Here is a 22,137-nt window from a genome sequence, read left to right as displayed (position 1 = left end):
TCGGTGTAACGGTGTTGCGGTAAATCTTTAGAAGTTGCCCTGGACCCACTTCTTCAGGCGGTCCAGCAACGGAGCCTGCGGCTCTTCATTGCTGTAGCTGTCACGGCTGCCGATGCCCGAGAACGAGATGCCATCGGACTGCTTCTGCAGGCCGTACATCAACAGGCCGACGCCGGTGGAATAGATCGGGTTGCGTACCACGTCATCCAGACCTTTCACGCCATGCGGCACGCCCAGGCGCACCGGCATGTGGAAGATTTCCTCGGCCAGTTCGGTGGCGCCTTCCATCTTCGACGTACCGCCGGTCAGCACGATGCCGGCCGGGATCAGGTCTTCGTAGCCGCTGCGGCGCAGTTCGGCCTGGATCAGCGTGAACAGCTCGTCGTAACGCGGCTCGACCACTTCGGCCAGGGCCTGGCGGGACAGCTCGCGCGGTGGACGGTCGCCAACGCTTGGCACCTTGATGGTTTCACCGGCACCGGCCAGTTTGGCCAGGGCGCAGGCGTAGCGAATCTTGATTTCTTCGGCGTACTGGGTCGGGGTGCGCAACGCCATGGCGATGTCGTTGGTCACCTGGTCACCGGCAATCGGAATCACGGCGGTGTGACGGATCGCGCCTTCGGTGAAGATCGCGATGTCGGTGGTACCGCCACCGATGTCCACCAGGCACACGCCCAGCTCTTTCTCGTCATCGGTCAGTACCGAATACGCGGAAGCCAGCTGTTCGAGAATGATGTCGTCGATTTCCAGGCCGCAGCGACGCACGCATTTTTCAATGTTCTGTGCGGCGTTGACGGCACAGGTGACCACGTGGACCTTGGCTTCCAGACGCACGCCGGACATGCCCAGCGGCTCGCGGACGCCTTCCTGGTTATCGATCACGTAATCCTGCGGCAGGGTGTGCAGCACGCGCTGGTCAGCCGGAATCGCCACAGCCTGGGCGGCGTCGAGTACACGTTCGAGGTCGGCCGAGCTGACTTCGCGATCACGAATCGCCACGATGCCGTGGGAGTTCAGGCTGCGGATGTGATTGCCAGCCACACCGACGAACGCCGAGTGAATGCGGCAACCAGCCATCAGCTGCGCTTCTTCGATGGCGCGCTGGATCGATTGCACGGTGGATTCGATATTCACCACCACGCCTTTTTTCAGGCCACGGGACGGATGGGTGCCGATCCCGACGATTTCCAGCGTGCCGTCGTCCGCGACCTCGCCTACCAGCGCCACCACCTTGGAGGTGCCGATATCGAGACCGACGATCATTTTGCCGCTTTGCACGTTTGCCATGGGTCCTGCCTCTTCTTAATTCTTCGCGACAGCGGGTTGGGCTGCCGTGGGCGCTACAGGTTCCCGCCAGCCAACAGCGAGGCCGTTGGCGTAGCGCAGATCGATGCGCGCAATGTTCGTAATCTGTTCTTTGAGCGTCTTGTCATAGATGGCGATGAAACGGCGCATCTTTTCCACCTGGTTGCCGCGTCCCAGCAGCAGTTCGATCCCGGGACCCGCACTGCCGGGGCCGGTGGTCAGGAACCAGCTGCCGCGATCACGCAGTTCGAGGCGTGCAATCGAGAAGCCCAGCGGCCTGAGCATCTGGCTCAGCACCTGGTATTGCTGCATCACTTGCTGCTGAGCCCGCTGCGGGCCGAACAGCTGAGGCAAGTGTTCGTAGTTCGCCAGCTCACGCGGAGTGAAGGCCTGGCCCTGGTTGTTCAACAGCGACTCGTCGCCCCAACGGGCCACCGGCAGTTGTTCTTCCAGGCGGATCACCACTTGATCCGGCCACACCCTGCGCACTTCGGCATGGGCAATCCATGGCATCGTTTCCAGCTCGGTGCGCATGCTCGCCAGGTCGATGGTGAAGAAGCTCGACGCCACGTACGGGGCGATCCGCTGCTGCACCGCTTGCTGGCTGATGTAACTCAGGTCGCCCTGCACGTTGATCTTGGTGATCGGCCGGTCGGCATACGGCAACAACCGTGTCGCGCCTTCGTAAGTACCGAACCCCAAAGCCACCAGCAGCACCGGCCAGAACAACGCTTTGAGAAAACCGAAGTTGGCTTTCGGCAGGCGCACGGACATCGGCTCTTTGGCCACCATTCGGCTGGCACCCCGTGGCACCGGCTTGCGGCCGGGCGGTGCGGAGGGCTGATGTCTGAGCTGTGCGCCTTGCATGGCCTTAACCTCTCGTCGACTCTTGGTTACCGGCAGTGTTGCCGGCAACGCTCTCGGCCAGAATGGCCAGAACCAGTTGCTGGAAATCCAGACCGGCGGCACGGGCCGCCATCGGCACCAGGCTGTGATCGGTCATGCCCGGTGCGGTGTTGACTTCCAGGAACCAGAACTGCCCTTCGGCGTCCTGCATCACGTCTGCCCTGCCCCAACCGGCGATACCCAGCGCTTCACAGGCTTTCGCCGTGAGGTCCATGAGTTCCTTTTCCTTGGCGCTGTCCAGACCGCATGGAATGCGGTACTGGGTATCGTTGGCGATGTACTTGGCGTCGTAGTCGTAGAAGCTGTGCGTCGTGCCCAAGGCAATCGGTGGCAACACCTGGTCACGCAGGGTGGCGATGGTGAACTCCGGACCGTGAATCCATTGCTCGACCAACACTTGCGAATCGTAGGTACTGGCCGCTTTCCAGGCGTCGATCAACTCAGACGCGGAACTCACTTTGGCCATCCCGATACTCGAACCTTCATGGGCCGGTTTGACGATCAAAGGGAAGCCCAGTTCCGTCGCTGCCGAAATACAATCGGCCTCGCTGCTCAGTACCGCGTGACGTGGCGTCGGAATGCCCAGGCTGTGCCAGACCTGCTTGGTGCGCAGTTTGTCCATGGCCAGGGCCGAAGCCAGGATGCCGCTGCCGGTGTACGGAATGCCCAGGCATTCGAGCAGGCCCTGCATGCTGCCGTCTTCACCGCCACGACCGTGGAGGATGATGAAGGCACGGTCGATCTTTTCGCTCTGCAGACGCTGCAGCAGGTCATCACCCACGTCGAGGCCGAACGCGTCGACACCGGCGCTTAGCAGCGCGTCGAGAACCGCGTTGCCCGACTTCAGCGACACTTCACGCTCGGCACTCTTGCCGCCGAACAGCACGGCGACGCGGCCGAAGTCTTTCGGCGCGATCGTGGAGACCAGGTTGGCGTAGGCTGCAGTCATTTCAACTTCCCCTTCTCCGGCGCGGCAACGGCACCGGCGAACAACTCGCTTTTCAACAGTTTTGGTGCGAGACCGCCGATATCACCGGCGCCCTGGCACAGCAGGATGTCGCCGGCGCGCAGCAGTGGCTTGACCACTGGCGCGAGGTCGACACCACGCTCGATGTAGATCGGGTCGAGCTGGCCACGCTGACGGATGCTGTTGCACAGCTTGCGGCTGTCGGCGCCCGGAATCGGCTCCTCGCCGGCCGGGTAGACCTCCATCAGCAGCAGCACGTTGGCGTCGGCCAGCACATTGACGAAATCGTCGTACAGGTCGCGGGTGCGGCTGTAACGGTGCGGCTGATAGACCATCACCAGACGGCGCTCCGGCCAGCCACCGCGTACGGCCTTGATCACGGCCGCGACTTCGGTCGGGTGGTGACCGTAGTCATCGACCAGCATCACGTTGCCGCCGTCCACCGGCAGTTCGCCGTAGACCTGGAAACGCCGACCGACACCCTGGAACCCGGACAGGCCCTGGACGATGGCTTCATCGCTGACGCCTTCGTCGGTGGCGATGCAGATGGTCGCCAGTGCGTTCAATACGTTGTGGTTGCCCGGCATGTTTACCGAAACATCCAGCGGCTCGCGATCAGGGCGCAGCACGGTGAAGAAGGTCTGCATGCCTTGCTGGCGCACGTTGATGGCGCGCACGTCGCAGTCTTCGCCGAAGCCGTAGGTAACGGTCGGACGCTTGACCTGCGGGAGGATTTCACGCACCACCGGATCGTCCAGGCACACCACCGCCAGACCGTAGAACGGCAGGTTGTGCAGGAACTCGACGAAGGTTTTCTTCAACTTGTTGAAGTCGCCGTCGTAGGTCGCCATGTGATCGGCGTCGATGTTGGTGACTACGGCCACCAGCGGCTGCAAGTGCAGGAAGCTGGCGTCGCTTTCGTCGGCCTCGGCGATCAGGTAGCGGCTGGTGCCGAGCTGGGCATTGGTGCCCGCGGCATTCAGGCGGCCACCGATCACGAACGTCGGGTCCAGGCCACCGGCCGCGAACACCGAAGCGATCAGGCTGGTGGTGGTGGTTTTGCCGTGGGTACCGGCAACGGCAATGCCGTGGCGATAACGCATCAGTTCAGCCAGCATTTCGGCACGCGGCACCACCGGGATACGGCGCTCCAGTGCGGTAGCGACTTCCGGGTTGGACGTGTTCACGGCACTCGACACCACCAGCACGTCGGCAGCGGCGGCGTTCTCGGCGCGGTGGCCGATAAAGATCTGCGCCCCGAAGGATTCCAGACGCTCGGTGACGGGCGACGCCTTCAGGTCGGAGCCGGACACGGCGTAACCCAGGTTCAGCAGCACTTCGGCAATCCCGCACATGCCCACACCGCCGATACCGACGAAGTGGATGCGACGAATACGGCGCATTTCCGGTTGTGGCATGGCTTTCTGACTCTCAACCATGGGCCACCTCCAGGCAGCTATCGACAACGTTACGGGTGGCATCGGGTTTGGCCAGGCGGCGTGCCGCAGTAGCCATTTCGTTGAGTTGTTGTGGTTGCATCAGGACCTCTGTCAGGCGAGCGGCAAGATCCGCGGCGCCAGTCGTTCTTTGCGGCATCAGGAAGGCTGCGCCTTCACGGGCCAAATATTCGGCGTTGCGGGTCTGGTGATCGTCGATGGCATGGGGCAAGGGCACCAGCATCGAGGGCAGACCGGCAGCGGCCAGTTCACTGACGGTCAGCGCGCCTGCGCGACATACCACCAGGTCGGCCCAGCTGTAGGCTTGGGCCATGTCTTTGATGAAGGGCTGCACCTGCGCCTCGACGCCAGCCGCGCGATAGCGCTCTGCAGTCACTTCATCGTGGTTTTTGCCGGCCTGATGGAACACTTCCGGACGCAAGTCGGCAGCGACTTGCGACAGGGCTTCAGGCAGCAACTTGTTCAACGGCTCTGCGCCCAGGCTTCCGCCCAGGATCAGCAAACGCGCCTTGCGACCGGCCAGGGCGGGTCGCGATGTCTCGAGGAACAGTTCGGTGCGCACCGGATTACCGGTGGTCCGACGGCTGCTCGACAGGGTAAAGGTGTCGGGGAACGCTTCACAGACTCGGGCGGCCAACGGCACCAGCAACCGATTGGCGGTACCGGCCACGGCGTTCTGCTCGTGAACGATCACCGGCACACCGGCCAGTTTGGCGGCGACGCCGCCCGGACCGGTCACATAACCACCAAAGCCAACGACGCAGACTGGTTGCAGACGGCGAATGATCGCCCGCGCCTGCCAGACCGACTTGAGCAACATGAACGGTGCCTTGAGCAGCGACAGCTTGCCCTTGCCGCGCAGACCACTGGCGTTGATCCGGTGCAGTTCGATTCCGGCGGCCGGCACCAGGTCGTTCTCGATGCCACGCGGGGTGCCGAGCCAGTGCACGGTATAGCCGCGTGCCTGGAATTCGCGGGCACAGGCCAGCGCCGGGAACACGTGGCCACCGGTGCCGCCAGCCATGATCATCACGTTAGCGCCCATGATGCGGCTCCTCGGCGAAGTCGCTCTCATGGAACTCCATCTCCTCACTGCCCAAGTGGGTTCGACTCTCCCACTCGATGCGCAGCAACAAGCCGAGACAGGCACAGCAAATCACCAACGAACTACCGCCATAACTGAGGAACGGTAGCGTCAGGCCCTTGGTTGGCAGCAGGCCCACGTTCACGCCGATGTTGATCAGGAATTGACCGATCCACAGGAAGGACAAACCGTAGGCGACATAAGCCGCGAAAAACTGCTTGGCCTTTTCTGCCCACAAACCGATGTACATGCCACGAATACACACGAAGACGAACAGTGCCACAGTGCACAGGGAACCCACCGCACCCAGTTCTTCGGCCAGGACCGAGAACACGAAGTCAGTGTGGGCTTCCGGCAGGTAGAACTGTTTCTGCACGCTGTTACCCAGGCCGACGCCCAGCCATTCGCCGCGACCGAAAGCGATCAATGCCTGGGACAACTGATAGCCGGCACCGAACTGGTCGGCCCACGGGTCGGCAAAGTTGGTCAGACGCGCCATCCGATAGGGCTGCATTTGAATCAGCAGCACCACCGCGCCGACAGCCAGCACCACCATCAGGGAAAAACGGAACAGCCCGACGCCGCCAAGGAACAGCATTGCCGCCGCAGCGCCCATCATCACGACGGTGGCACCGAAGTCCGGCTCCATCAGCAGCAGGCCCGCCATCGGCAGCAGTACGATGAACGGCTTGAAAAAGCCCATCCAGCTTTCGCGCACTTCTTTCTGGCGACGCACCAGATAACCGGCGAGGTAGATCACCACGAACACCTTGGCGATCTCGGAAGGCTGGACGTTGAAGAAACTGAAGCCGATCCAGCGCATCGAGCCGTTAACCTCACGGCCAATCCCCGGAATGATCACCATCACCAGCAAGCCGAATGCACCCAGCAGCATCAGCCAGCCCAGGCGTTGCCAGGTGGCAATCGGAATCATCATGGTGACGATGCAGGCACCCAGGCCCAGCACCACATAAATAAGGTGGCGAATCATGTAGTACAGGGCGCTGCCCGACTGCACGGCCGCCACTTCGGTCGATGCCGAGGCAATCATGATCAGCCCCAGGCCGAGCAGCGTCAGGCAACCGGCGAGCATCGGGAAATCGAGGTCGATACCGCGCCCGGTGATGATCGGCGAAGGGTATGGCTTGATGATGTCTTTCAGGCTCATGCCAGATCCTCCACGGCTTGGACGAACTGGTGACCACGGTCTTCGTAGTTCTTGAACATGTCGAAACTGGCGCAGGCAGGCGACAGCAGCACCACGTCGCCCGGCTGGGCAGCGGCGCGGCATTGCTCGACGGCCTCGACCAGGGAGCCGGCGCGGATCAGCGGTACGGCATCGCCGATGGCCTCGCCGATCTTGTCGGAATCGCGGCCCATCAGGATCACGGCGCGGCAGTTGGCCGCCACTGGATCGCGCAGATCCTTGAACTCGGCACCCTTGCCGTCGCCACCGGCGATCAGCACGACCTTGCCGTCGATGTCCGCACCCAGGCCTTCGATGGCCGCGAGCGCGGCGCCAACGTTGGTGGCTTTGGAATCGTTGTAATAGCCCACGCCGTCGAGGTCGCGGACCCATTGGCAGCGATGCTCGAGACCGGCGAAAGTGCGCAGGCTCGACAGCATGGCATCGAACGGCAGGCCAACCGCATGGCCCAGGGCCAGGGCCGCCAAGGCGTTGGACTGGTTGTGTGCGCCACGAATCTTCAATTCGCGCACCGGCATCAGGTTCTGGAATTCGAAGGCCAGGTATTTCTCGCCATCTTCTTCACGGATACCGAACGCTTTGAAATCGGGTTTGTTCAGGCCGAAGGTCCAGCACGGCTGGCCCTCACCCATCAACGGACGGCTCAGGGCATCCTGGCGATTGACCACGAACTGTTTGGCACCACGGAAAATCCGGTGCTTGGCCAGGTGATAGGCCGGCAGACCGCTGTAACGGTCCATGTGGTCTTCACTGATGTTGAGCACGGTCGCCACTTCGGCGTTGAGTTGATCGGTGGTTTCCAACTGGAAACTCGACAACTCCATCACGTACAACTCGACGTCGTCGCGCAGCAGATCCAGCGCCGGGGTACCGAGGTTGCCGCCGACGGCAACACGCTTGCCAGCCGCTGCCGCCATTTCGCCGACCAGCGTGGTCACGGTGCTTTTCGCGTTGGAACCGCTGATGGCCACGATCGGCGCCTTCGCGTTACGCGCGAACAGCTCGATGTCACCGGACAATTTCACGCCACGGGCGGCGGCGGCCTGCAGGGCCGGGGTCGCCAGCGCCAGGCCGGGGCTCACGTAGAGCTCGTCGGCGCGGCACAGGAATTCGACGTCCAGCTCGCCACAACGCACTTCCACGTGCGGATAGTCACGCTTGAGCGTGGCCAGTTCCGGTGGATTGTCCCGCGTATCGGCCACGGCAAACGCCACGCCCCGGTTCGCCAGGAAGCGAACCAGGGACATGCCGCTCTTGCCGAGGCCGACAACGATGCGGAAGTGGTCAGAAGCGATCAGAGACACGAGTTTCTACCTCAGCTTCAGGGTGGCAAGGCCGATCAGCACGAGAATCACGGTGATGATCCAGAAACGGACGATCACACGTGGCTCGGGCCAGCCCTTGAGTTCAAAGTGGTGGTGAATGGGCGCCATGCGGAACACGCGGCGACCGGTCAGTTTAAAAGAGGCGACCTGAATGACGACTGACAGGGTTTCCATCACGAACACGCCGCCCATGATGAACAGGACGATTTCCTGACGGACGATCACCGCGATGGTGCCAAGGGCTGCGCCCAGCGCCAGTGCGCCGACGTCACCCATGAAGACTTGTGCCGGATAGGTGTTGAACCAGAGGAAGCCCAGGCCGGCTCCGATCAGTGCGCCACAGAACACGATCAGTTCACCAGCGCCCGGTACATAAGGAATCAGCAGGTATTCGGCGAACTTCACGTTACCCGACAGGTAGCAGAAGATGCCCAGGCCGCCGCCAACCATCACCGTCGGCATGATCGCCAGGCCGTCGAGGCCGTCGGTCAGGTTGACCGCGTTACTCGAACCGACAATCACGAAATAGGTCAGGACGATGAAACCTGCGCCCAGCGGAATGCTGTAGTCCTTGAGCATCGGCAGTATCAGCGTGGTCTCCACCGGAGTGGCAGCTGTCACATACAGAAAGATCGCCGCACCCAGGCCAAATACCGACTGCCAGAAATACTTCCAGCGGCTTGGCAGGCCACGGGAGTTCTTCTCGATCACCTTGCGGTAGTCGTCGACCCAGCCGATGGCGCCGAACAGCAAGGTCACCAGCAGTACGACCCAGACGTACCGGTTGGTCAGGTCAGCCCAAAGCAGGGTGCTGACACCGATGGACGACAGAATCAGCGCGCCGCCCATGGTCGGTGTACCCGACTTGGACAGGTGCGACTGCGGGCCGTCATTGCGAACGGATTGACCGATCTGACGGTTCTGCAAAGTGCGGATCATCCACGGGCCATAGCACAGCGACAAAACCAGCGCGGTCAGTACACCGAGAATCCCGCGCAGGGTCAGGTACTGGAAGACCGCGAAGCCTTTGTAGAACTGTTGCAGATACTCCGCTAGCAGCAGCAGCATTAATGTTTCTCCGGACTGGACCCGCACAAAGCGGCGACGACGTTTTCCATCGCAGCGCTGCGCGACCCCTTGATCAAAATGGTGGTGTTTGTGTCTTGCTCGGCGCCCAAGGCCTTGATCAGTTCAGCCTGCGTGCTGAAATGAAAAGCCTGTGGACCGAATGCGTTCACGGCATGAGCCATCATTGGCCCGACGGCGTACAGCGCAGAAACCTTGCCACGGGCGTACTCGCCCACGTCGCGGTGCCCTTGCTCCGCCCACTCGCCCAACTCGGCGATATCCCCGAGCACCAGAACGGTGCGGCCGGAAAAGCCGGCGAGTATATCAACGGCGGCGCACATGGAGGTGGGGTTCGCGTTGTAAGTGTCATCGATCACGCGCATGCCATTGCTGGCCAGTTGCGCGACGGTGCGACCCTTGACCGGTTGCACTGCGCCAAGGCCGGTGGCGATACCGAACAGCGACACACCCAGGGCATGGGCGGCAGCGGCGGTGGCCATGGCGTTGGCGACGTTATGGGTGCCGAGCAGGTTCAGTTGAACGCGCTCCACACCTTCAGGGCTGTGCAGGTTGAACGCCGGGCAGCCGCGGGCATCAGTGGCCAGGTCACTGGCGTAGAAATCGGCGCTGGTGTTGCTCAATGCAAACGTCAGCACTTTGCGATCACCGGCGCGCGCCTTCCAGATGCCGAATGCCTTGTCGTCGAGATTGAGAACGGCGACACCATCGGCATCCAGCCCTTCGATAATCTCGCCCTTGGCCTCGACGATCTTTTCCGGGCCGCCGAACTCGCCGACGTGGGCGGTCCCGGCGTTATTGAGAATGGCCACGTGCGGCTTGGTCAGGCCGACGGTGTAGGCTATTTCGCCCAGGCGCGAGGCGCCCAGTTCGATCACGGCCGCGGTGTGTTCCGGCGCCAGTTCGATCAAGGTCAGCGGTGCGCCAAGGTCGTTGTTCAGGTTGCCACGGGTCGCCAGCACTGCGCCGCGTGTGCGCAGGATGCTCGCCAGCATTTCCTTGACCGTGGTCTTGCCGCTGGAGCCGGTCACGGCGGCAACGGGTTGGGTGAACGCGGCACGATTCAACGCACCCAGTTGTCCCAGTGCCTGACGGGTGTCCTTGACCAGCAGTTGCGGCAGCGTACTGTCGGCGACTTCACGTTCGACCAGCGCTGCGACGGCGCCTTTGGCCGCCACGTCATTCAGATAATCATGACCATCGAAACGTGGCCCGGTCAGGGCAATGAACAGCTGACCCGGCTTGATCGCACGGCTGTCGATGCTGACACCGTCGAAACTGGCGTCGGCGGACACCAGGCGAGCATTCAGCGCAGCAGTCAGTTCGCTCAGTTTCAAGGCCTTAAGCATGGGCCACCTCCCACGCGGTCAAGGCATGATCGGCCTCGACCAGATCGGAGAAGGCATGACGCTCGCCGTTGATTTCCTGATAGTCCTCGTGACCTTTGCCAGCCAGGACAATCACGTCGTCCACCGATGCGCTGGCGATCAACCGGGCAATCGCCTGACCGCGACCGGCAACGAACGCCACTTTATCCACAGCCGTGAAACCGGCACGGATGTCATCGAAAATCACTGACGGGTCTTCCGTACGCGGGTTGTCATCGGTCACCAGCACGCCATCGGCCAGGCGCTCGACCACTTCGGCCATCAACGGACGCTTGCCGCGATCGCGGTCACCGCCACAACCGAACAGGCACAACAACCGGCCCTTGGCGTGTGGACGCAGGGCCAGCAGTACTTTTTCCAGCGCATCCGGGGTGTGGGCGTAGTCGACCACCACCAGCGGCTGCGAGCCACCGCCCAGACGCTGCATGCGCCCGGCAGGGCCTTCGAGCTTCGGCAGCACCTTGAGGATTTCGTCCAGGGCGTAATCCAGACCGAGCAACGCACCGACCGCCGCCAGGACATTGCTCAGGTTGAAGCGACCGAGCAAAGTGCTGCGCAAGTGATGCTCGCCCTGGGGCGTAACCAAGGTGGCGCGCACGCCTTCGTCGTCGAATTGCGCCTGGCGGCAATACAGGTAGGCGCTGGAATCTTCCAGGCTATAGGTGATCAGTCGCGACTCGCGCTTGTCGGCGGCCAGTTGCCGACCGAACTCGTCGTCGAGATTGACCACGCGGCATTTCAAATCATTCCAGGCAAACAACTGGGCCTTGGCTTCGCCGTAAGCCTGCATGGTGCCGTGGTAATCCAGGTGATCACGGGACAGATTGGTCATCACCGCCACATCGAAGGCCAAGGCGGTCACGCGGCCCTGGTCCAGGCCATGGGAAGAAACCTCCATCGCCACGGCTTTGGCCCCGGCCTTTTTCAGGTCCGCCAGGGTCGCTTGCACGGCAATCGGGTTCGGCGTGGTGTGCAGGCCGCTTTCCAGTGCGCCGTAGAAACCGGAACCGAGGGTGCCGACCAGGCCGCAGTGCTGGCCGAGCAGGTCCAGTGCCTGGGCGACCAATTGGGTCACGCTGGTCTTGCCGTTGGTGCCGGTCACGCCAACCAGGTTCAGGTGATGGCTCGGCTCGCCATAAAAACGCCCGGCGATGTCCGACAGCTGGGCCGCCAGACCTTTGACCGGAATCAGCGGCACTTCAGTGATCGGCAGGACCGTGGCGCCTTCTACTTCATAGGCCACCGCTGCAGCGCCGCGCTGCAAGGCGTCAGCGATATGCGCGCGCCCATCGAATTTCCCGCCCGGCACGGCAAGGAACAGATCGCCCGCGCGCACATTGCGGCTGTCCAGGGCAAGTTCGCGAATCAGCAGATCGTGACCGGCGTGAGGGAATATCTTGTTCAGGCTCAGAGACATCAGCCGCGCCCTCCATTAGCTTTCAGCGGAACGACCGGTGTTGCGTTCGCTTGTTGAGTGGGTGGCAGGTTGTCCGGCGTAATGTTCATCAGGCGCAGGGTGCCCGACATCACGCGACTGAACACCGGCGCGGAAACCAGGCCGCCGAAGTAACCGGCCTTGGTCGGCTCATCGATCACCACTACGATGGCGTAGCGCGGATCGCTCATCGGGCCGAAACCGGCGAACAGCGAGCGGTACGAGTTCTCGGCGTATCCCTTGGTGCCGACCGACGTTTTACGTGCAGTACCCGACTTGCCGCCCACGTGATACGCCGGCACCTGCGCACGGAACACACCGCGCGGGGCCTCGATCACTTGCTGCAGCATGCCTTGCATGGTTTTCGCGACAGCTTCCGGCAACACCTGAGTGGTTTGCGGTGCCTTGTCGGTCTTGATCAGGGTCAGCGGCGCGAGACGACCGTTGTTGGCCAGGGCCGAGAAGGCGTGGACCAACTGGATCGCCGTCACGGAAATACCGTAGCCGTAGGACAGCGTGGCGGTTTCTGCCTTGCGCCATTCGCGGTAGTTCGGCAGGTTGCCGACGCGCTCGCCCGGGAAGCCCAGGCCAGTGTCCTGGCCGAGCCCGACCTTCTGCGCCAGACGGAAAATGGTTTCACCGCCGATATCGAACGCGACCTTGCTCATCCCGACGTTACTGGAGTTGATCAGAATGCCGGTCAGGTCGAGCACCGGGCCTTCGGTCTTGGAGACGTCCTTGATGGTGTATTTACCAATCTGCAAGCTGCCCGGATACACCTCGACGGTATCGCTCGGCTTCCAGCGCCCGGTTTCAATCGCGGCGCTCATGGAAATCGCTTTCATGGTCGAACCCGGTTCGAACACGTCGATCATCGCGCGGTTACGCATCATCGCCGGTTGCAGGTTGCGACGGTTGTTCGGGTTGTAGGTCGGCTGGTTGACCATCGCGAGGATCTCGCCGGTCTTCACGTCCATGATCACCAGGCTGCCGGCCTTGGCGCCGTTCTCGATGATCGCGTTGCGCAATTCACGGTTGGCCAGGTATTGCAGGCGCAGGTCAATGGACAACGCCAAGGGCTTGCCGGCCTTGGCGTTTTTGGTGACCTGGACATCCTTGATCAGCCGGCCGCGCCGGTCCTTGATCACCTGACGCTTGCCGGGGACCCCGGCCAGCCATTCGTCGTAGGCCAGTTCGACGCCTTCGCGACCGTGATCGTCGATGTCGGTAAACCCGACCATGTGGGCGGTGACCTCACCGGCAGGATAAAAACGCCGGAACTCTTCGATGCCGTAGACGCCTGGTACTTTCAGGTCAAGCACGGCCTGACCCTGCTCAGGCGTCAGCCCGCGCACCAGGTAAATGAATTCTTTGTTGGCCTGGGCCTCAAGACGCTCGGTCAGGGCTTTGGGATCTTGTCCCAGCGCGGCGGCCAGTGCTGGCCACTTGTCTTTTTCCAGCTGCATTTCCTTGGCGTTGGCCCACAGCGTAGTCACCGGGGTACTGACCGCCAAAGGCTCGCCGTTACGGTCGGTGATCAGACCACGGTGAGCGGGAATCGGAATATGACGAACGCTGCGCGCATCGCCCTGACCTTTAAGGAAGTCACGGTCGACCACTTGCAGGTCGATGATGCGCCAGGCAATCGCGGCCACCATGATGCCAAGTAACCCCAGCACCACGCGGAACCGCCACGGAAAGAGAGCGCCTTCGAGTTTCATCATGGCGCCACCATCTTCACGTCAGCGGCACCAGGGATGTGCATTTTCAATTGTTCGGAAGCCAGCACTTCGATACGACTGTGGGCCGTCCAGGTGCTCTGTTCCAGAATCAACCGGCCCCACTCGGCCTGTGCCTTGTCGCGCACGCTCAACTCGCTGTACAGCGAGTTCAGCAACTGGCGATTCCAGTGCGCGCTGTAAGACACGCCGATGGCTGACACGAGCACGCCGACAAACAGCAGCAGCATGAAGAAGCTTCCGCCGGGCAGTGGCTTGGCGAAAAGCTTGCTCACCGCAGCTTCTCCGCCACACGCATGACAGCGCTACGGGAACGTGGGTTGGCTTTGAGTTCGGCGTCGGAGGCCGTCTGCGCTTTGCCATGGACTTTGATTTTCGGTTCGAAGGCGACATGCCGAACCGGCAGGTTGCGCGGCAGGTTGTCGGCTTCGCCTTTCACCAGTTTGCGCATGAACAGTTTGACGATACGGTCTTCCAGCGAGTGGAAGCTGATCACCACCAGGCGACCGCCCACTTCCAGGCAATCCAGCGCGGCTTCGAGGCCGGTTTCCAGATCACCCAGTTCGTTGTTGACGTGAATACGCAACCCCTGGAATGCACGGGTTGCAGGGTTCTTGCCCTTTTCCCACGCCGGGTTGGCGACTTTCAGGACTTCCGCCAGATCACCGGTGCGCTCGAATGGCTTGATGTCGCGACGTTCGACCACGGCACGGGCCATGCGACCGGAGAAGCGCTCTTCGCCGTATTCCTTGAACACCCGGGCGATTTCTTCCACGGGTGCGGTGTTGACGAATTCGGCAGCGCTGATTCCGCGGGACGGATCCATGCGCATGTCGAGCGGACCGTCATTGAGGAAACTGAAACCGCGCTCAGGATCGTCAAGCTGCGGCGAAGACACGCCCAGATCGAGCAACACACCGCTGACCTTGCCGTTCATGCCGCGCTCGGCCACTTCGGCACCGAGCTCGGCAAAGCTGCGCTGCACAACGACAAAGCGGCCGTCTTCGGCCGCTAGCGTCTGCCCGGTGGCAATCGCTTGTGGATCTTTATCGAATCCGAGCAACCGACCATCAGGACCGAGCTGGCTGAGGATCAGCCGGCTGTGCCCGCCGCGCCCGAACGTGCCGTCCAGATAGCAGCCATCAGGGCGTACGGCGAGAGCCTCGACGGCTTCGTCAAGCAGTACGGTGATGTGGTTAAAGCCGCTATCAATAGTCACAGGATCAAATCACGCAGTTCATCAGGCATCGCGCCCGGTTGTTGAATAGCAGCCAGGTCAGCGGCAGAAACCGCGTTCCAGGCATCCTCGTCCCACAATTGGAACTTGTTCAGTTGGCCTACCAACATCGCGTGCTTATCCAACTTGGCATATTCACGAAGACGCGGCGGAACCAGAAAACGACCACTGCCATCGAGCTCGAGGTCGACGGCATTACCAATCAGTAAACGTTGCAGGCGGCGGTTCTCTTCGCGAAGCGAAGGCAGTGCGCGCAGTTTGGTTTCAATAATTTCCCACTCATCGAGCGGGTAAACACACAAACAAGGATCAACGGCATCAATTGTTACGATCAATTGACCGGAACTACGCGAAACGAGCTCGTCACGGTACCGGCTCGGCATAGCGAGACGGCCCTTTGCATCGAGACTGATAGCGTTGGCTCCGCGAAACACGTCAGCGTTTCTCCAAATTTTAGCGTTTTGAGTTCAAAAAACCCACTTCATGCCACTTTCCGCCACTTGTGCACACTATAGGAATGCGCCCACCACACCGTCAAGGCGCGGGTTAAAGGAAAACCCTTACAGAACTGAGATTTAGGAGCATTAAAGGAGGAGCAACGGGAATCTGGCAGATGAAACTGCCCGATAACTTGAATCAGCACAGAAGGCTGCGTTCGGAAGTTAAAGTAATTTATTAAGAGTAAGATTTTTTTGGTATTACAAAAGAGGTTCTGCGGATGAATGTGCAAGGAGGGAAATTGCTATCACCATTCCCCTTGCTCAATGATTGAAGCAGAGGGAAAAAAAGGTGGAGAGTCGATCTGTAAGCCGGGTTCTGTCTTGAACAGTCATTCGTCTACGATGGCCATCACTGGACATCTTTAGCAACCTACCCGGTCCCAGCGCGGGCCACGCCTTGGGACCCTATTTGGTCTTGCTCCAAGTGGGGTTTACCTAGCCACGAACTGTTGCCAGACGTGCGGTGCGCTCTTACCGCACCTTTTCACCCTTACCGGCGCCGAAGCGCTTAGGCGGTTATTTTCTGTGGCACTTTCCGTAGGCTCACGCCTCCCAGGCATTACCTGGCACTTCGCCCTATGGAGCCCGGACTTTCCTCCCCCCCCTAATTTTCATAGAGGGCAGCGACTGTCCGATCGACTCTCCACCGCGAAGGTTACCGGCAGAGCGCCCGAAGAACAAGCGCTAAGCGCCTTTGAGTGCGCCGGTACGTCGGGTTTTACTCCCCTTTCTGTTTATCCAGCGCAATCTGGTACAGCACATTCTTTCGCTCGCCGGTGATTTGCGCCGCCAATGCCGCCGCACGCTTGAGCGGCATTTCTTCGAGCAACAGGTTGAGGATGCGCATTGCCTCACTGCTGACAGCGCCCTCCTCCTCGGGCGCAGACCAGCCCGCCACCAACACCACGCACTCGCCGCGCTGCTGATTGCTGTCCGACTCGACAAACTCGCGCAGCTCGGCCAGCGGCAACCCCTTGAGGGTTTCAAACGTCTTGGTCAGCTCACGCGCAAGTAGCGCCAGACGCTCCGGGCCGAACACCAGCTCCATGTCTTGCAGGCATTCAAGGATGCGATGCGGCGCCTCATAGAAGATCAAGGTGCGCGGCTCTTCCTTTACCTGCTCGAGGCGCGCTCGCCGCCCCACAGCCTTGGCCGGGAGAAAACCTTCGAAAATGAAACGGTCGGAAGGCAGCCCCGCCGCCGATAACGCGGCAATCAACGCGCAGGCCCCCGGAACCGGCACCACATTGATACCCGCAGCCCGGGCCTGCCGCACCAGGTGGTAACCCGGATCGGAAATCAGCGGCGTCCCGGCATCGGAGATCAGCGCCACGTTGTCACCGGCAAGCAGACGAGTGATAAAGCGACTACCTTCATCCCGCTCGTTGTGTTCATGGCAGGCCGCCAACGGCGTCGAAATGCCGAAGTGTTGCATCAAGCGCTGGGAATGGCGGGTGTCTTCCGCGGCGATCAAGGCCACTTCCCGCAGAATCTTCAGCGCCCGCGCACTGATGTCATCCAGGTTGCCGATGGGCGTCGCCACCACATAAAGCGAGCCAGCAGCGGAATTCAAAGCACCTGGAGCAGTCAAAGCGCACACCTCATCATCGGTAAAAGTCGCCATTGTAGCGCGTAGCGAGACTCACGATACGCGCAACCAAACGCGGCTTCGGCGACCGTTTGCGCACTGGCGCAACATTTACACCAGCTAAATTGATTGATTCACGCCAGTAACATCGCGCCCCGGCCAGTGCTTGGGTACAATTCCACGCTAATTTGATCGAGTATCAGGAACGCTTACATGATCGCTTGCCTGCGGCTGTTATCTGCCCTCTGCCTCGCTGCCTTGCTGGCGGCTTGCGCCAGCTCGCCCTCCTCCAGCCTTGGCGAACTTCCACGGACACCGGACGCCAGTATCGAGCAGCTGCTTGAGAAGGCCGCCCAAAGCAAATCGCCGGAAGATGCCGCGCTGCTGCGCTTGAGCGCTGCCGACCTGGCCTATCACCAGGGCAATGCCGGCCAGTCCGCGCAAATCCTGCAACAGGTGCCCATCGAGCAACTCAAGCCGGGCCAGCAGGTTTTCGCCAACACCCTGGCAGCTGAATTGGCCATGACCCGCAATCAGCCCAAGGCAGCACTGACTGCCCTGAGCCACCCAAGCATGCAACGCTTGAGCGAACTGCCCGTCGAGCAACAGGTCCGCACCGGCACTGTTCACGCCCGCGCCCTGGAAGCCGATGGCCAGACCCTCGCCGCTGCTCGGGAGCGCATTTTCATCGCCCCGATGCTGAAAGGTGAAGCTGCGAGCAAAAACCACGAAGCCATCTGGACCCTGATCGCTTCGCTGCCGACCGATCAGTTGCAGCCAAACACCGCCGACGACCTCGGCGGCTGGATGTCCCTGGCGCTGGCGGTGAAATCCGCCGGCACCCTGGAACAGCAACAAGCGGCCATCGACAACTGGCGCTCGCGCAATCCAAAACACCCGGCAGCCATTCAATTGCCGCAGCCACTGACCCAGCTCAAGGAACTGGCCAGCCAGCCCCTGAGCAAAATCGCCCTGCTGCTGCCTCAGGACGGCCCATTGGCCTCGGTCGGCAAAGCACTGCGCGACGGCTTCATGGCCGCTCACTACCAGGCCCAACAGGCCGGGCAGAAACCACCTGCCATCGAGTTTTATGACAGCTCGCGCCTGACCTCCATGGACGAGTTCTACCGCAAGGCCCAGGCCGATGGCGTGCAACTGGTCATCGGCCCGCTGGAGAAGCCGCTGGTCAAACAGCTGAGCACTCGCCCGCAACTGCCGATCACCACCCTGGCGTTGAACTACAGCGAAGGTGATCAAGGCCCGGCGCAGTTGTTCCAGTTCGGTCTTGCCGCTGAAGACGAAGCCCGCGAAGTGTCGCGCCGCGCTCGCGCCGACGGCCTGCACCGGGCAGCCATCATGGTGCCGAAAGGCGAATGGGGCGACCGCGTGCTCAAGGCGTTCAGCCAGGATTGGCAAGCCAATGGCGGCACTATCGTTGCCACCGAACGCGTCGATCAACCGGTCCAGCTGGCCCAGCAAATTGCCGATATGTTCCAGCTGCGCCAGAGCGAAGGTCGCGCCAAGAGCCTGCAAAGCACAGTTGGCTCTCAAGTAGCCGCCCAGCCGTCGCGCCGCCAGGACATCGAATTCATTTTCCTGGCCGCAACACCGCAGCAGGCCCAGCAGATCAAGCCGACCCTGAACTTTCAGTACGCAGGCGATGTGCCGGTATACGCCACCTCTCACGTATTCAGCGCCAGCGGTGACGTCAACCAGTACAACGACATGAATGGCATTCGCTTCTGCGAGACGCCATGGTTGCTGGATGCCAATGATCCACTGCGCCGCCAGGTCACCGCCCAATGGCCTCAAGCCGCCGGCAGCCTGGGGCGCCTGTATGCGATGGGCGTGGATGCCTATCGACTGGCGCCGCGCCTGGGCCAACTCAAGTCTCTGCCAGACAGCCGAATTGACGGTGAATCGGGCAGCCTTGGCATGAGCCAGAGCCAGCGGGTCGTGCGTCAGTTGCCCTGGGCCGAGTTCGCCAACGGCCAGGTTCAACGCCTGCCGGACACCTCTCGCTGATGCCTGACAGGTCACGCCAGCAAAGCGGCAAGGATGCCGAGCGCCATGCGCTCGAGCATCTCCAACAACAGGGTCTGCACCTGCTGGCGCAGAACTGGTTGTGTAAACGCGGCGAGCTTGATCTGGTCATGCTAGATGGCGATACAGTAGTATTCGTTGAAGTCCGCTACAGAAAAAACACTCAATGGGGTGGCGCGCTCGATAGCATCGATGAGCGCAAACGGCAAAAACTGATTTTCGCCGCGCAATATTTTCTTCAGCGCGAGTCGCGCTGGGCCAATTCCCCTTGCCGCTTCGACGTGATCGCCATCGACAGCAATCTCGATCAGTTGAACTGGCTACAGAATGCCTTCGACGGCTGATCGCCGGCATTGCGAACCGGACACTATCACCCAACACTTTTGCTCTTTGCTTTGCGGGCTGCACATTCACGTGCCGAACAGCCGCGCTAATTAAGGTCACACAGATGGACATGCAATCCCGAATTCGCCAGCTTTTTCAGGCCAGTATCGACACCAAGCAACAGGCGATGGAAGTACTTGCACCGCACATCGAGCAAGCCAGCCAGGTCATGGTCAACGCCCTGCTCAACGAAGGCAAAATGCTTTCCTGTGGTAACGGCGGCTCTGCCGGTGATGCCCAGCACTTTTCGTCCGAGCTACTCAATCGCTTTGAGCGCGAGCGCCCGAGCCTGCCAGCCATTGCCCTGACGACCGACAGCTCGACAATCACCTCGATCGCCAACGATTACAGCTACAACGAAATCTTCTCCAAGCAGATCCGTGCACTCGGCCAACCGGGCGACGTGTTGCTGGCTATCTCCACCAGCGGCAACTCGGCCAACATAATTCAAGCGATCCAGGCCGCACATGATCGCGAAATGATTGTCGTAGCATTGACGGGACGTGATGGCGGCGGCATGGCGTCGCTGCTATTGCCCGAGGACGTCGAGATTCGCGTACCGGCCAACGTCACCGCTCGTATTCAAGAAGTCCACCTGCTGGCGATCCATTGCCTTTGCGACTTGATCGACAGCCAATTGTTCGGGAGTGAAGAATGACCCCTAATCGCCTTGGCCTACTGGCCTTGACCCTGTGCCTCGGCATCAGCGGCTGCACCTCGGTAGTGACCGCCAGCCGTGAAGCACCGATTGAAGATGACCGCGGTACTCGTACGCTGGGCAGCAAGATCGACGACTCCCTGATCGACACCAAGGTTGGCGTGAACGTCGCCAAGGCCGACCCGGCCCTGGATAAAGACTCACACATCGTTGTCACCAGCTTCAACGGTGTTGTGCTGCTCGCCGGGCAAACGCCACGCGCAGACCTCAAGGCCAAGGCCGAACAGGCCGCCGCCGCTGTTCAACGCGTGAAGCAGGTGCACAACGAACTGCAAATCCTGCCCCCCTCCTCGCTGCTGGCTCGCCAGAACGACACCTGGCTGACCACCAAGATCAAGACCCAGATGCTTGCCGATGCGAACATCCCCGGCTCGCGCATCAAGGTCGTCACTGAAAACGGCATTGTCTACATGCTGGGCCTGCTGACCAAACAGGAAGCTGCGCAGGCGACCAACCTGGTGCAAGGCGTTTCCGGCGTGCAGAAGATCGTGAAGTTGTTTGAGTACATCGATTGATCCACAACTTGTAGGAGCGAGCTTGCTCGCGAAAAACGCAACGACACCGCGTTTATTCAGACAGCAACCGTCATCGTTCACGCCCATCGCGAGCAAGCTCGCTCCTACAACGTAATAAAAAAGGCGATCCTTGCGGATCGCCTTTTTTATTACTTCACCACTTTCAGACTGGGTCGACCGCTTGGACGCGGTGGCTCGCTGTCAGGTGGTGGAAGATCGTCATCCGGATCGATCTCTTCGTCCTCGCCCATCGGCGATTCCAGATCAAACACCATGCCTTGGCCGTTCTCCCGGGCGTAGATACCCAGGATCGATGCAATAGGCACGTACAAGGTGTGCGGCACGCCACCAAAGCGCCCCTCGAAACTGACCGCCTCGTTGTCCATGTGCAAGTGGCGCACGGCCTGTGGCGATACGTTCAGGACGATCTGTCCGTCACTGGCAAAACCCTGAGGCACCTGTACCGACGGATACTCGGAATTGACCAGCATGTGCGGGGTGCAATCGTTGTCCACAATCCACTCATAGAGCGCGCGGACCAGATAAGGTCGACTGGAGTTCATAGCGGCTCCTTAAGCCTCAGCGCATGTCGCGTTCGACACCAGACAGACTCGCCTGGAAAGCCTCACGCGCAAACTGGCGCTCCATATAATCAAGCAGCGGCTTGGCCGGCCGCGGCAGTTCTATACCCAGGATCGGCAATCTCCAGAGTATTGGTAATAGGCAGCAGTCCACCAGACTTTGTTCCTCACTGAGGAAAAACGGCTTGTCGGCAAACAGTGGCGACACACCCGTCAGGCTTTCGCGCAACTCTTTGCGAGCCACGGCACGGGCCGCTTCCTTGGTCCGTGAATCCAGAATCAGGTCCACCAGACCACACCAGTCTCGCTGAATACGGTGCATCAGCAGACGACTGTTGGCACGCGCCACCGGATAAACCGGCAGTAGCGGCGGGTGCGGGTAACGCTCATCCAGATATTCCATCACCACAGTCGACTCCCACAACGCCAGGTCGCGATCGACCAGGGTGGGCAAGCTGCCGTAAGGGTTCACTTCAATCAGTTTAGGTGGCTGGCGACCAGCCTCCACGTAAATGATCTCGGCGCTGACACCCTTCTCTGCCAGTACGATGCGCACTCGGTGGGAATAGTGGTCGGCGGGGTCGGAGTAACAGGCCAACCGATTGGTCACGCCCATGGCGATCCTCCTCGCTTGTAGAAATTATCGAAAGCTCAAAAACGAGCGCGCCCAGA

At 61.0% G+C, this 22,137-nt stretch carries 21 protein-coding genes and 1 other RNA gene; 4 read left to right on the top strand and 18 right to left on the bottom strand.

Annotated elements, in window-relative coordinates; genetic code table 11:
* Positions 1 to 27: 27 nt before the first annotated feature.
* The 16 genes from ftsA to rsmI all read right to left on the bottom strand — a co-directional run bounded on the left by ftsA (position 28) and on the right by rsmI (position 17,260).
* Positions 28 to 1,287 (bottom strand): cell division protein FtsA, encoded by a 1,260-nt coding sequence (gene ftsA / locus PMI28_RS07495; protein ID WP_007989901.1) that lies wholly within the window; start codon positions 1,285 to 1,287, stop codon positions 28 to 30.
* A gap of 15 nt (positions 1,288 to 1,302) precedes the next feature.
* Complete coding sequence (locus PMI28_RS07500; protein WP_007989899.1) at positions 1,303 to 2,172, bottom strand: cell division protein FtsQ/DivIB; 870 nt, start codon at positions 2,170 to 2,172, stop codon at positions 1,303 to 1,305.
* Between the two features lie 4 nt (positions 2,173 to 2,176).
* On the bottom strand, positions 2,177 to 3,160 hold the full coding sequence (locus PMI28_RS07505; protein WP_007989896.1) for a D-alanine--D-alanine ligase: 984 nt from the start codon (positions 3,158 to 3,160) through the stop codon (positions 2,177 to 2,179).
* Positions 3,157 to 4,617, bottom strand: coding sequence for a UDP-N-acetylmuramate--L-alanine ligase (gene murC / locus PMI28_RS07510; RefSeq protein WP_007989894.1), 1,461 nt, complete (start codon positions 4,615 to 4,617; stop codon positions 3,157 to 3,159). The genes PMI28_RS07505 and murC overlap by 4 nt, the downstream gene beginning before the upstream one ends.
* Entirely contained in the window at positions 4,610 to 5,680 is a 1,071-nt protein-coding gene (gene murG / locus PMI28_RS07515) for an undecaprenyldiphospho-muramoylpentapeptide beta-N-acetylglucosaminyltransferase (RefSeq protein ID WP_007989893.1), read from the bottom strand. The genes murC and murG overlap by 8 nt, the downstream gene beginning before the upstream one ends.
* Positions 5,670 to 6,887, bottom strand: coding sequence for a putative lipid II flippase FtsW (gene ftsW, locus PMI28_RS07520; RefSeq protein ID WP_007989890.1), 1,218 nt, complete (start codon positions 6,885 to 6,887; stop codon positions 5,670 to 5,672). Before ftsW ends, murG begins: the two co-directional genes overlap by 11 nt.
* Complete coding sequence (gene murD, locus PMI28_RS07525; RefSeq protein ID WP_007989888.1) at positions 6,884 to 8,230, bottom strand: UDP-N-acetylmuramoyl-L-alanine--D-glutamate ligase; 1,347 nt, start codon at positions 8,228 to 8,230, stop codon at positions 6,884 to 6,886. Before murD ends, ftsW begins: the two co-directional genes overlap by 4 nt.
* Positions 8,231 to 8,236: 6 nt before the next feature.
* A complete protein-coding gene (mraY, locus tag PMI28_RS07530) occupies positions 8,237 to 9,319 on the bottom strand; it encodes a phospho-N-acetylmuramoyl-pentapeptide-transferase (protein ID WP_007989886.1) in 1,083 nt (360 codons plus the stop codon).
* On the bottom strand, positions 9,319 to 10,686 hold the full coding sequence (locus tag PMI28_RS07535) for a UDP-N-acetylmuramoyl-tripeptide--D-alanyl-D-alanine ligase (protein WP_007989885.1): 1,368 nt from the start codon (positions 10,684 to 10,686) through the stop codon (positions 9,319 to 9,321). Before PMI28_RS07535 ends, mraY begins: the two co-directional genes overlap by 1 nt.
* Positions 10,679 to 12,142 (bottom strand): UDP-N-acetylmuramoyl-L-alanyl-D-glutamate--2,6-diaminopimelate ligase, encoded by a 1,464-nt coding sequence (locus PMI28_RS07540; protein WP_007989883.1) that lies wholly within the window; start codon positions 12,140 to 12,142, stop codon positions 10,679 to 10,681. Before PMI28_RS07540 ends, PMI28_RS07535 begins: the two co-directional genes overlap by 8 nt.
* Complete coding sequence (locus PMI28_RS07545; protein ID WP_177318981.1) at positions 12,142 to 13,881, bottom strand: peptidoglycan D,D-transpeptidase FtsI family protein; 1,740 nt, start codon at positions 13,879 to 13,881, stop codon at positions 12,142 to 12,144. The genes PMI28_RS07540 and PMI28_RS07545 overlap by 1 nt, the downstream gene beginning before the upstream one ends.
* Positions 13,881 to 14,174 carry a cell division protein FtsL gene (ftsL, locus tag PMI28_RS07550; protein ID WP_007989879.1) on the bottom strand — a complete coding sequence of 98 codons (294 nt, stop codon included), beginning with the start codon at positions 14,172 to 14,174 and terminating at the stop codon, positions 13,881 to 13,883. Before ftsL ends, PMI28_RS07545 begins: the two co-directional genes overlap by 1 nt.
* Positions 14,171 to 15,118 (bottom strand): 16S rRNA (cytosine(1402)-N(4))-methyltransferase RsmH, encoded by a 948-nt coding sequence (gene rsmH, locus PMI28_RS07555; protein WP_007989877.1) that lies wholly within the window; start codon positions 15,116 to 15,118, stop codon positions 14,171 to 14,173. The genes ftsL and rsmH overlap by 4 nt, the downstream gene beginning before the upstream one ends.
* Positions 15,115 to 15,570, bottom strand: coding sequence for a division/cell wall cluster transcriptional repressor MraZ (gene mraZ, locus PMI28_RS07560; RefSeq protein ID WP_007989875.1), 456 nt, complete (start codon positions 15,568 to 15,570; stop codon positions 15,115 to 15,117). The genes rsmH and mraZ overlap by 4 nt, the downstream gene beginning before the upstream one ends.
* Before the next feature lie 355 nt (positions 15,571 to 15,925).
* Positions 15,926 to 16,279: RNase P RNA component class A (rnpB, locus tag PMI28_RS29130), an RNA gene on the bottom strand.
* Between the two features lie 75 nt (positions 16,280 to 16,354).
* A complete protein-coding gene (rsmI, locus tag PMI28_RS07565) occupies positions 16,355 to 17,260 on the bottom strand; it encodes a 16S rRNA (cytidine(1402)-2'-O)-methyltransferase (protein ID WP_177318978.1) in 906 nt (301 codons plus the stop codon).
* Positions 17,261 to 17,437: 177 nt separating this feature from the next.
* On the opposite strand from rsmI, the gene PMI28_RS07570 reads away from it, so the two are divergent.
* The 4 genes from PMI28_RS07570 (at position 17,438) to PMI28_RS07585 (ending at position 20,884) form a co-directional block, all read left to right on the top strand.
* Positions 17,438 to 19,249, top strand: a complete 1,812-nt coding sequence (locus PMI28_RS07570) for a penicillin-binding protein activator (protein ID WP_007989872.1) — start codon at positions 17,438 to 17,440, stop codon at positions 19,247 to 19,249.
* On the top strand, positions 19,249 to 19,611 hold the full coding sequence (locus PMI28_RS07575) for a YraN family protein (protein ID WP_007989870.1): 363 nt from the start codon (positions 19,249 to 19,251) through the stop codon (positions 19,609 to 19,611). The genes PMI28_RS07570 and PMI28_RS07575 overlap by 1 nt, the downstream gene beginning before the upstream one ends.
* 104 nt (positions 19,612 to 19,715) lie before the next feature.
* Positions 19,716 to 20,309 (top strand): phosphoheptose isomerase, encoded by a 594-nt coding sequence (locus PMI28_RS07580; protein WP_007972584.1) that lies wholly within the window; start codon positions 19,716 to 19,718, stop codon positions 20,307 to 20,309.
* Positions 20,306 to 20,884: a BON domain-containing protein gene (locus PMI28_RS07585; protein WP_007989868.1), complete on the top strand. Its 579-nt coding sequence runs from the start codon at positions 20,306 to 20,308 to the stop codon at positions 20,882 to 20,884. The genes PMI28_RS07580 and PMI28_RS07585 overlap by 4 nt, the downstream gene beginning before the upstream one ends.
* A 149-nt stretch (positions 20,885 to 21,033) precedes the next feature.
* On the opposite strand, the gene PMI28_RS07590 is transcribed toward PMI28_RS07585, so the two are convergent.
* Together PMI28_RS07590 and PMI28_RS07595 are read right to left on the bottom strand one after the other, a co-directional pair.
* On the bottom strand, positions 21,034 to 21,447 hold the full coding sequence (locus PMI28_RS07590) for a ClpXP protease specificity-enhancing factor (RefSeq protein WP_007989866.1): 414 nt from the start codon (positions 21,445 to 21,447) through the stop codon (positions 21,034 to 21,036).
* A gap of 16 nt (positions 21,448 to 21,463) precedes the next feature.
* Positions 21,464 to 22,081 carry a glutathione S-transferase N-terminal domain-containing protein gene (locus PMI28_RS07595; RefSeq protein WP_007989864.1) on the bottom strand — a complete coding sequence of 206 codons (618 nt, stop codon included), beginning with the start codon at positions 22,079 to 22,081 and terminating at the stop codon, positions 21,464 to 21,466.
* Between the last annotated feature and the right edge of the window lie 56 nt (positions 22,082 to 22,137).

Source organism: Pseudomonas sp. GM48, assembly GCF_000282335.1.
Lineage (GTDB): Bacteria > Pseudomonadota > Gammaproteobacteria > Pseudomonadales > Pseudomonadaceae > Aquipseudomonas.
This window is presented reverse-complemented; position numbering and strand designations above follow the sequence as displayed.

What these genes read in the sequence shown, in the direction of transcription:
- PMI28_RS07535 (WP_007989885.1), bottom strand. Translation starts at nt 10,686, where the DNA reads ATGCTTAAGGCCTTGAAACTGAGCGAACTGACTGCTGCGCTGAATGCT.
- ftsA (WP_007989901.1), bottom strand. Translation starts at nt 1,287, where the DNA reads ATGGCAAACGTGCAAAGCGGCAAAATGATCGTCGGTCTCGATATCGGC.
- PMI28_RS07540 (WP_007989883.1), bottom strand. Translation starts at nt 12,142, where the DNA reads ATGTCTCTGAGCCTGAACAAGATATTCCCTCACGCCGGTCACGATCTG.
- PMI28_RS07545 (WP_177318981.1), bottom strand. Translation starts at nt 13,881, where the DNA reads ATGAAACTCGAAGGCGCTCTCTTTCCGTGGCGGTTCCGCGTGGTGCTG.
- PMI28_RS07505 (WP_007989896.1), bottom strand. Translation starts at nt 3,160, where the DNA reads ATGACTGCAGCCTACGCCAACCTGGTCTCCACGATCGCGCCGAAAGAC.
- PMI28_RS07585 (WP_007989868.1), top strand. Translation starts at nt 20,306, where the DNA reads ATGACCCCTAATCGCCTTGGCCTACTGGCCTTGACCCTGTGCCTCGGC.
- PMI28_RS07590 (WP_007989866.1), bottom strand. Translation starts at nt 21,447, where the DNA reads ATGAACTCCAGTCGACCTTATCTGGTCCGCGCGCTCTATGAGTGGATT.
- murC (WP_007989894.1), bottom strand. Translation starts at nt 4,617, where the DNA reads ATGGTTGAGAGTCAGAAAGCCATGCCACAACCGGAAATGCGCCGTATT.
- murG (WP_007989893.1), bottom strand. Translation starts at nt 5,680, where the DNA reads ATGGGCGCTAACGTGATGATCATGGCTGGCGGCACCGGTGGCCACGTG.
- PMI28_RS07595 (WP_007989864.1), bottom strand. Translation starts at nt 22,081, where the DNA reads ATGGGCGTGACCAATCGGTTGGCCTGTTACTCCGACCCCGCCGACCAC.
- PMI28_RS07570 (WP_007989872.1), top strand. Translation starts at nt 17,438, where the DNA reads ATGATCGCTTGCCTGCGGCTGTTATCTGCCCTCTGCCTCGCTGCCTTG.
- PMI28_RS07580 (WP_007972584.1), top strand. Translation starts at nt 19,716, where the DNA reads ATGGACATGCAATCCCGAATTCGCCAGCTTTTTCAGGCCAGTATCGAC.
- rsmI (WP_177318978.1), bottom strand. Translation starts at nt 17,260, where the DNA reads ATGGCGACTTTTACCGATGATGAGGTGTGCGCTTTGACTGCTCCAGGT.
- PMI28_RS07500 (WP_007989899.1), bottom strand. Translation starts at nt 2,172, where the DNA reads ATGCAAGGCGCACAGCTCAGACATCAGCCCTCCGCACCGCCCGGCCGC.
- mraY (WP_007989886.1), bottom strand. Translation starts at nt 9,319, where the DNA reads ATGCTGCTGCTGCTAGCGGAGTATCTGCAACAGTTCTACAAAGGCTTC.
- ftsW (WP_007989890.1), bottom strand. Translation starts at nt 6,887, where the DNA reads ATGAGCCTGAAAGACATCATCAAGCCATACCCTTCGCCGATCATCACC.
- PMI28_RS07575 (WP_007989870.1), top strand. Translation starts at nt 19,249, where the DNA reads ATGCCTGACAGGTCACGCCAGCAAAGCGGCAAGGATGCCGAGCGCCAT.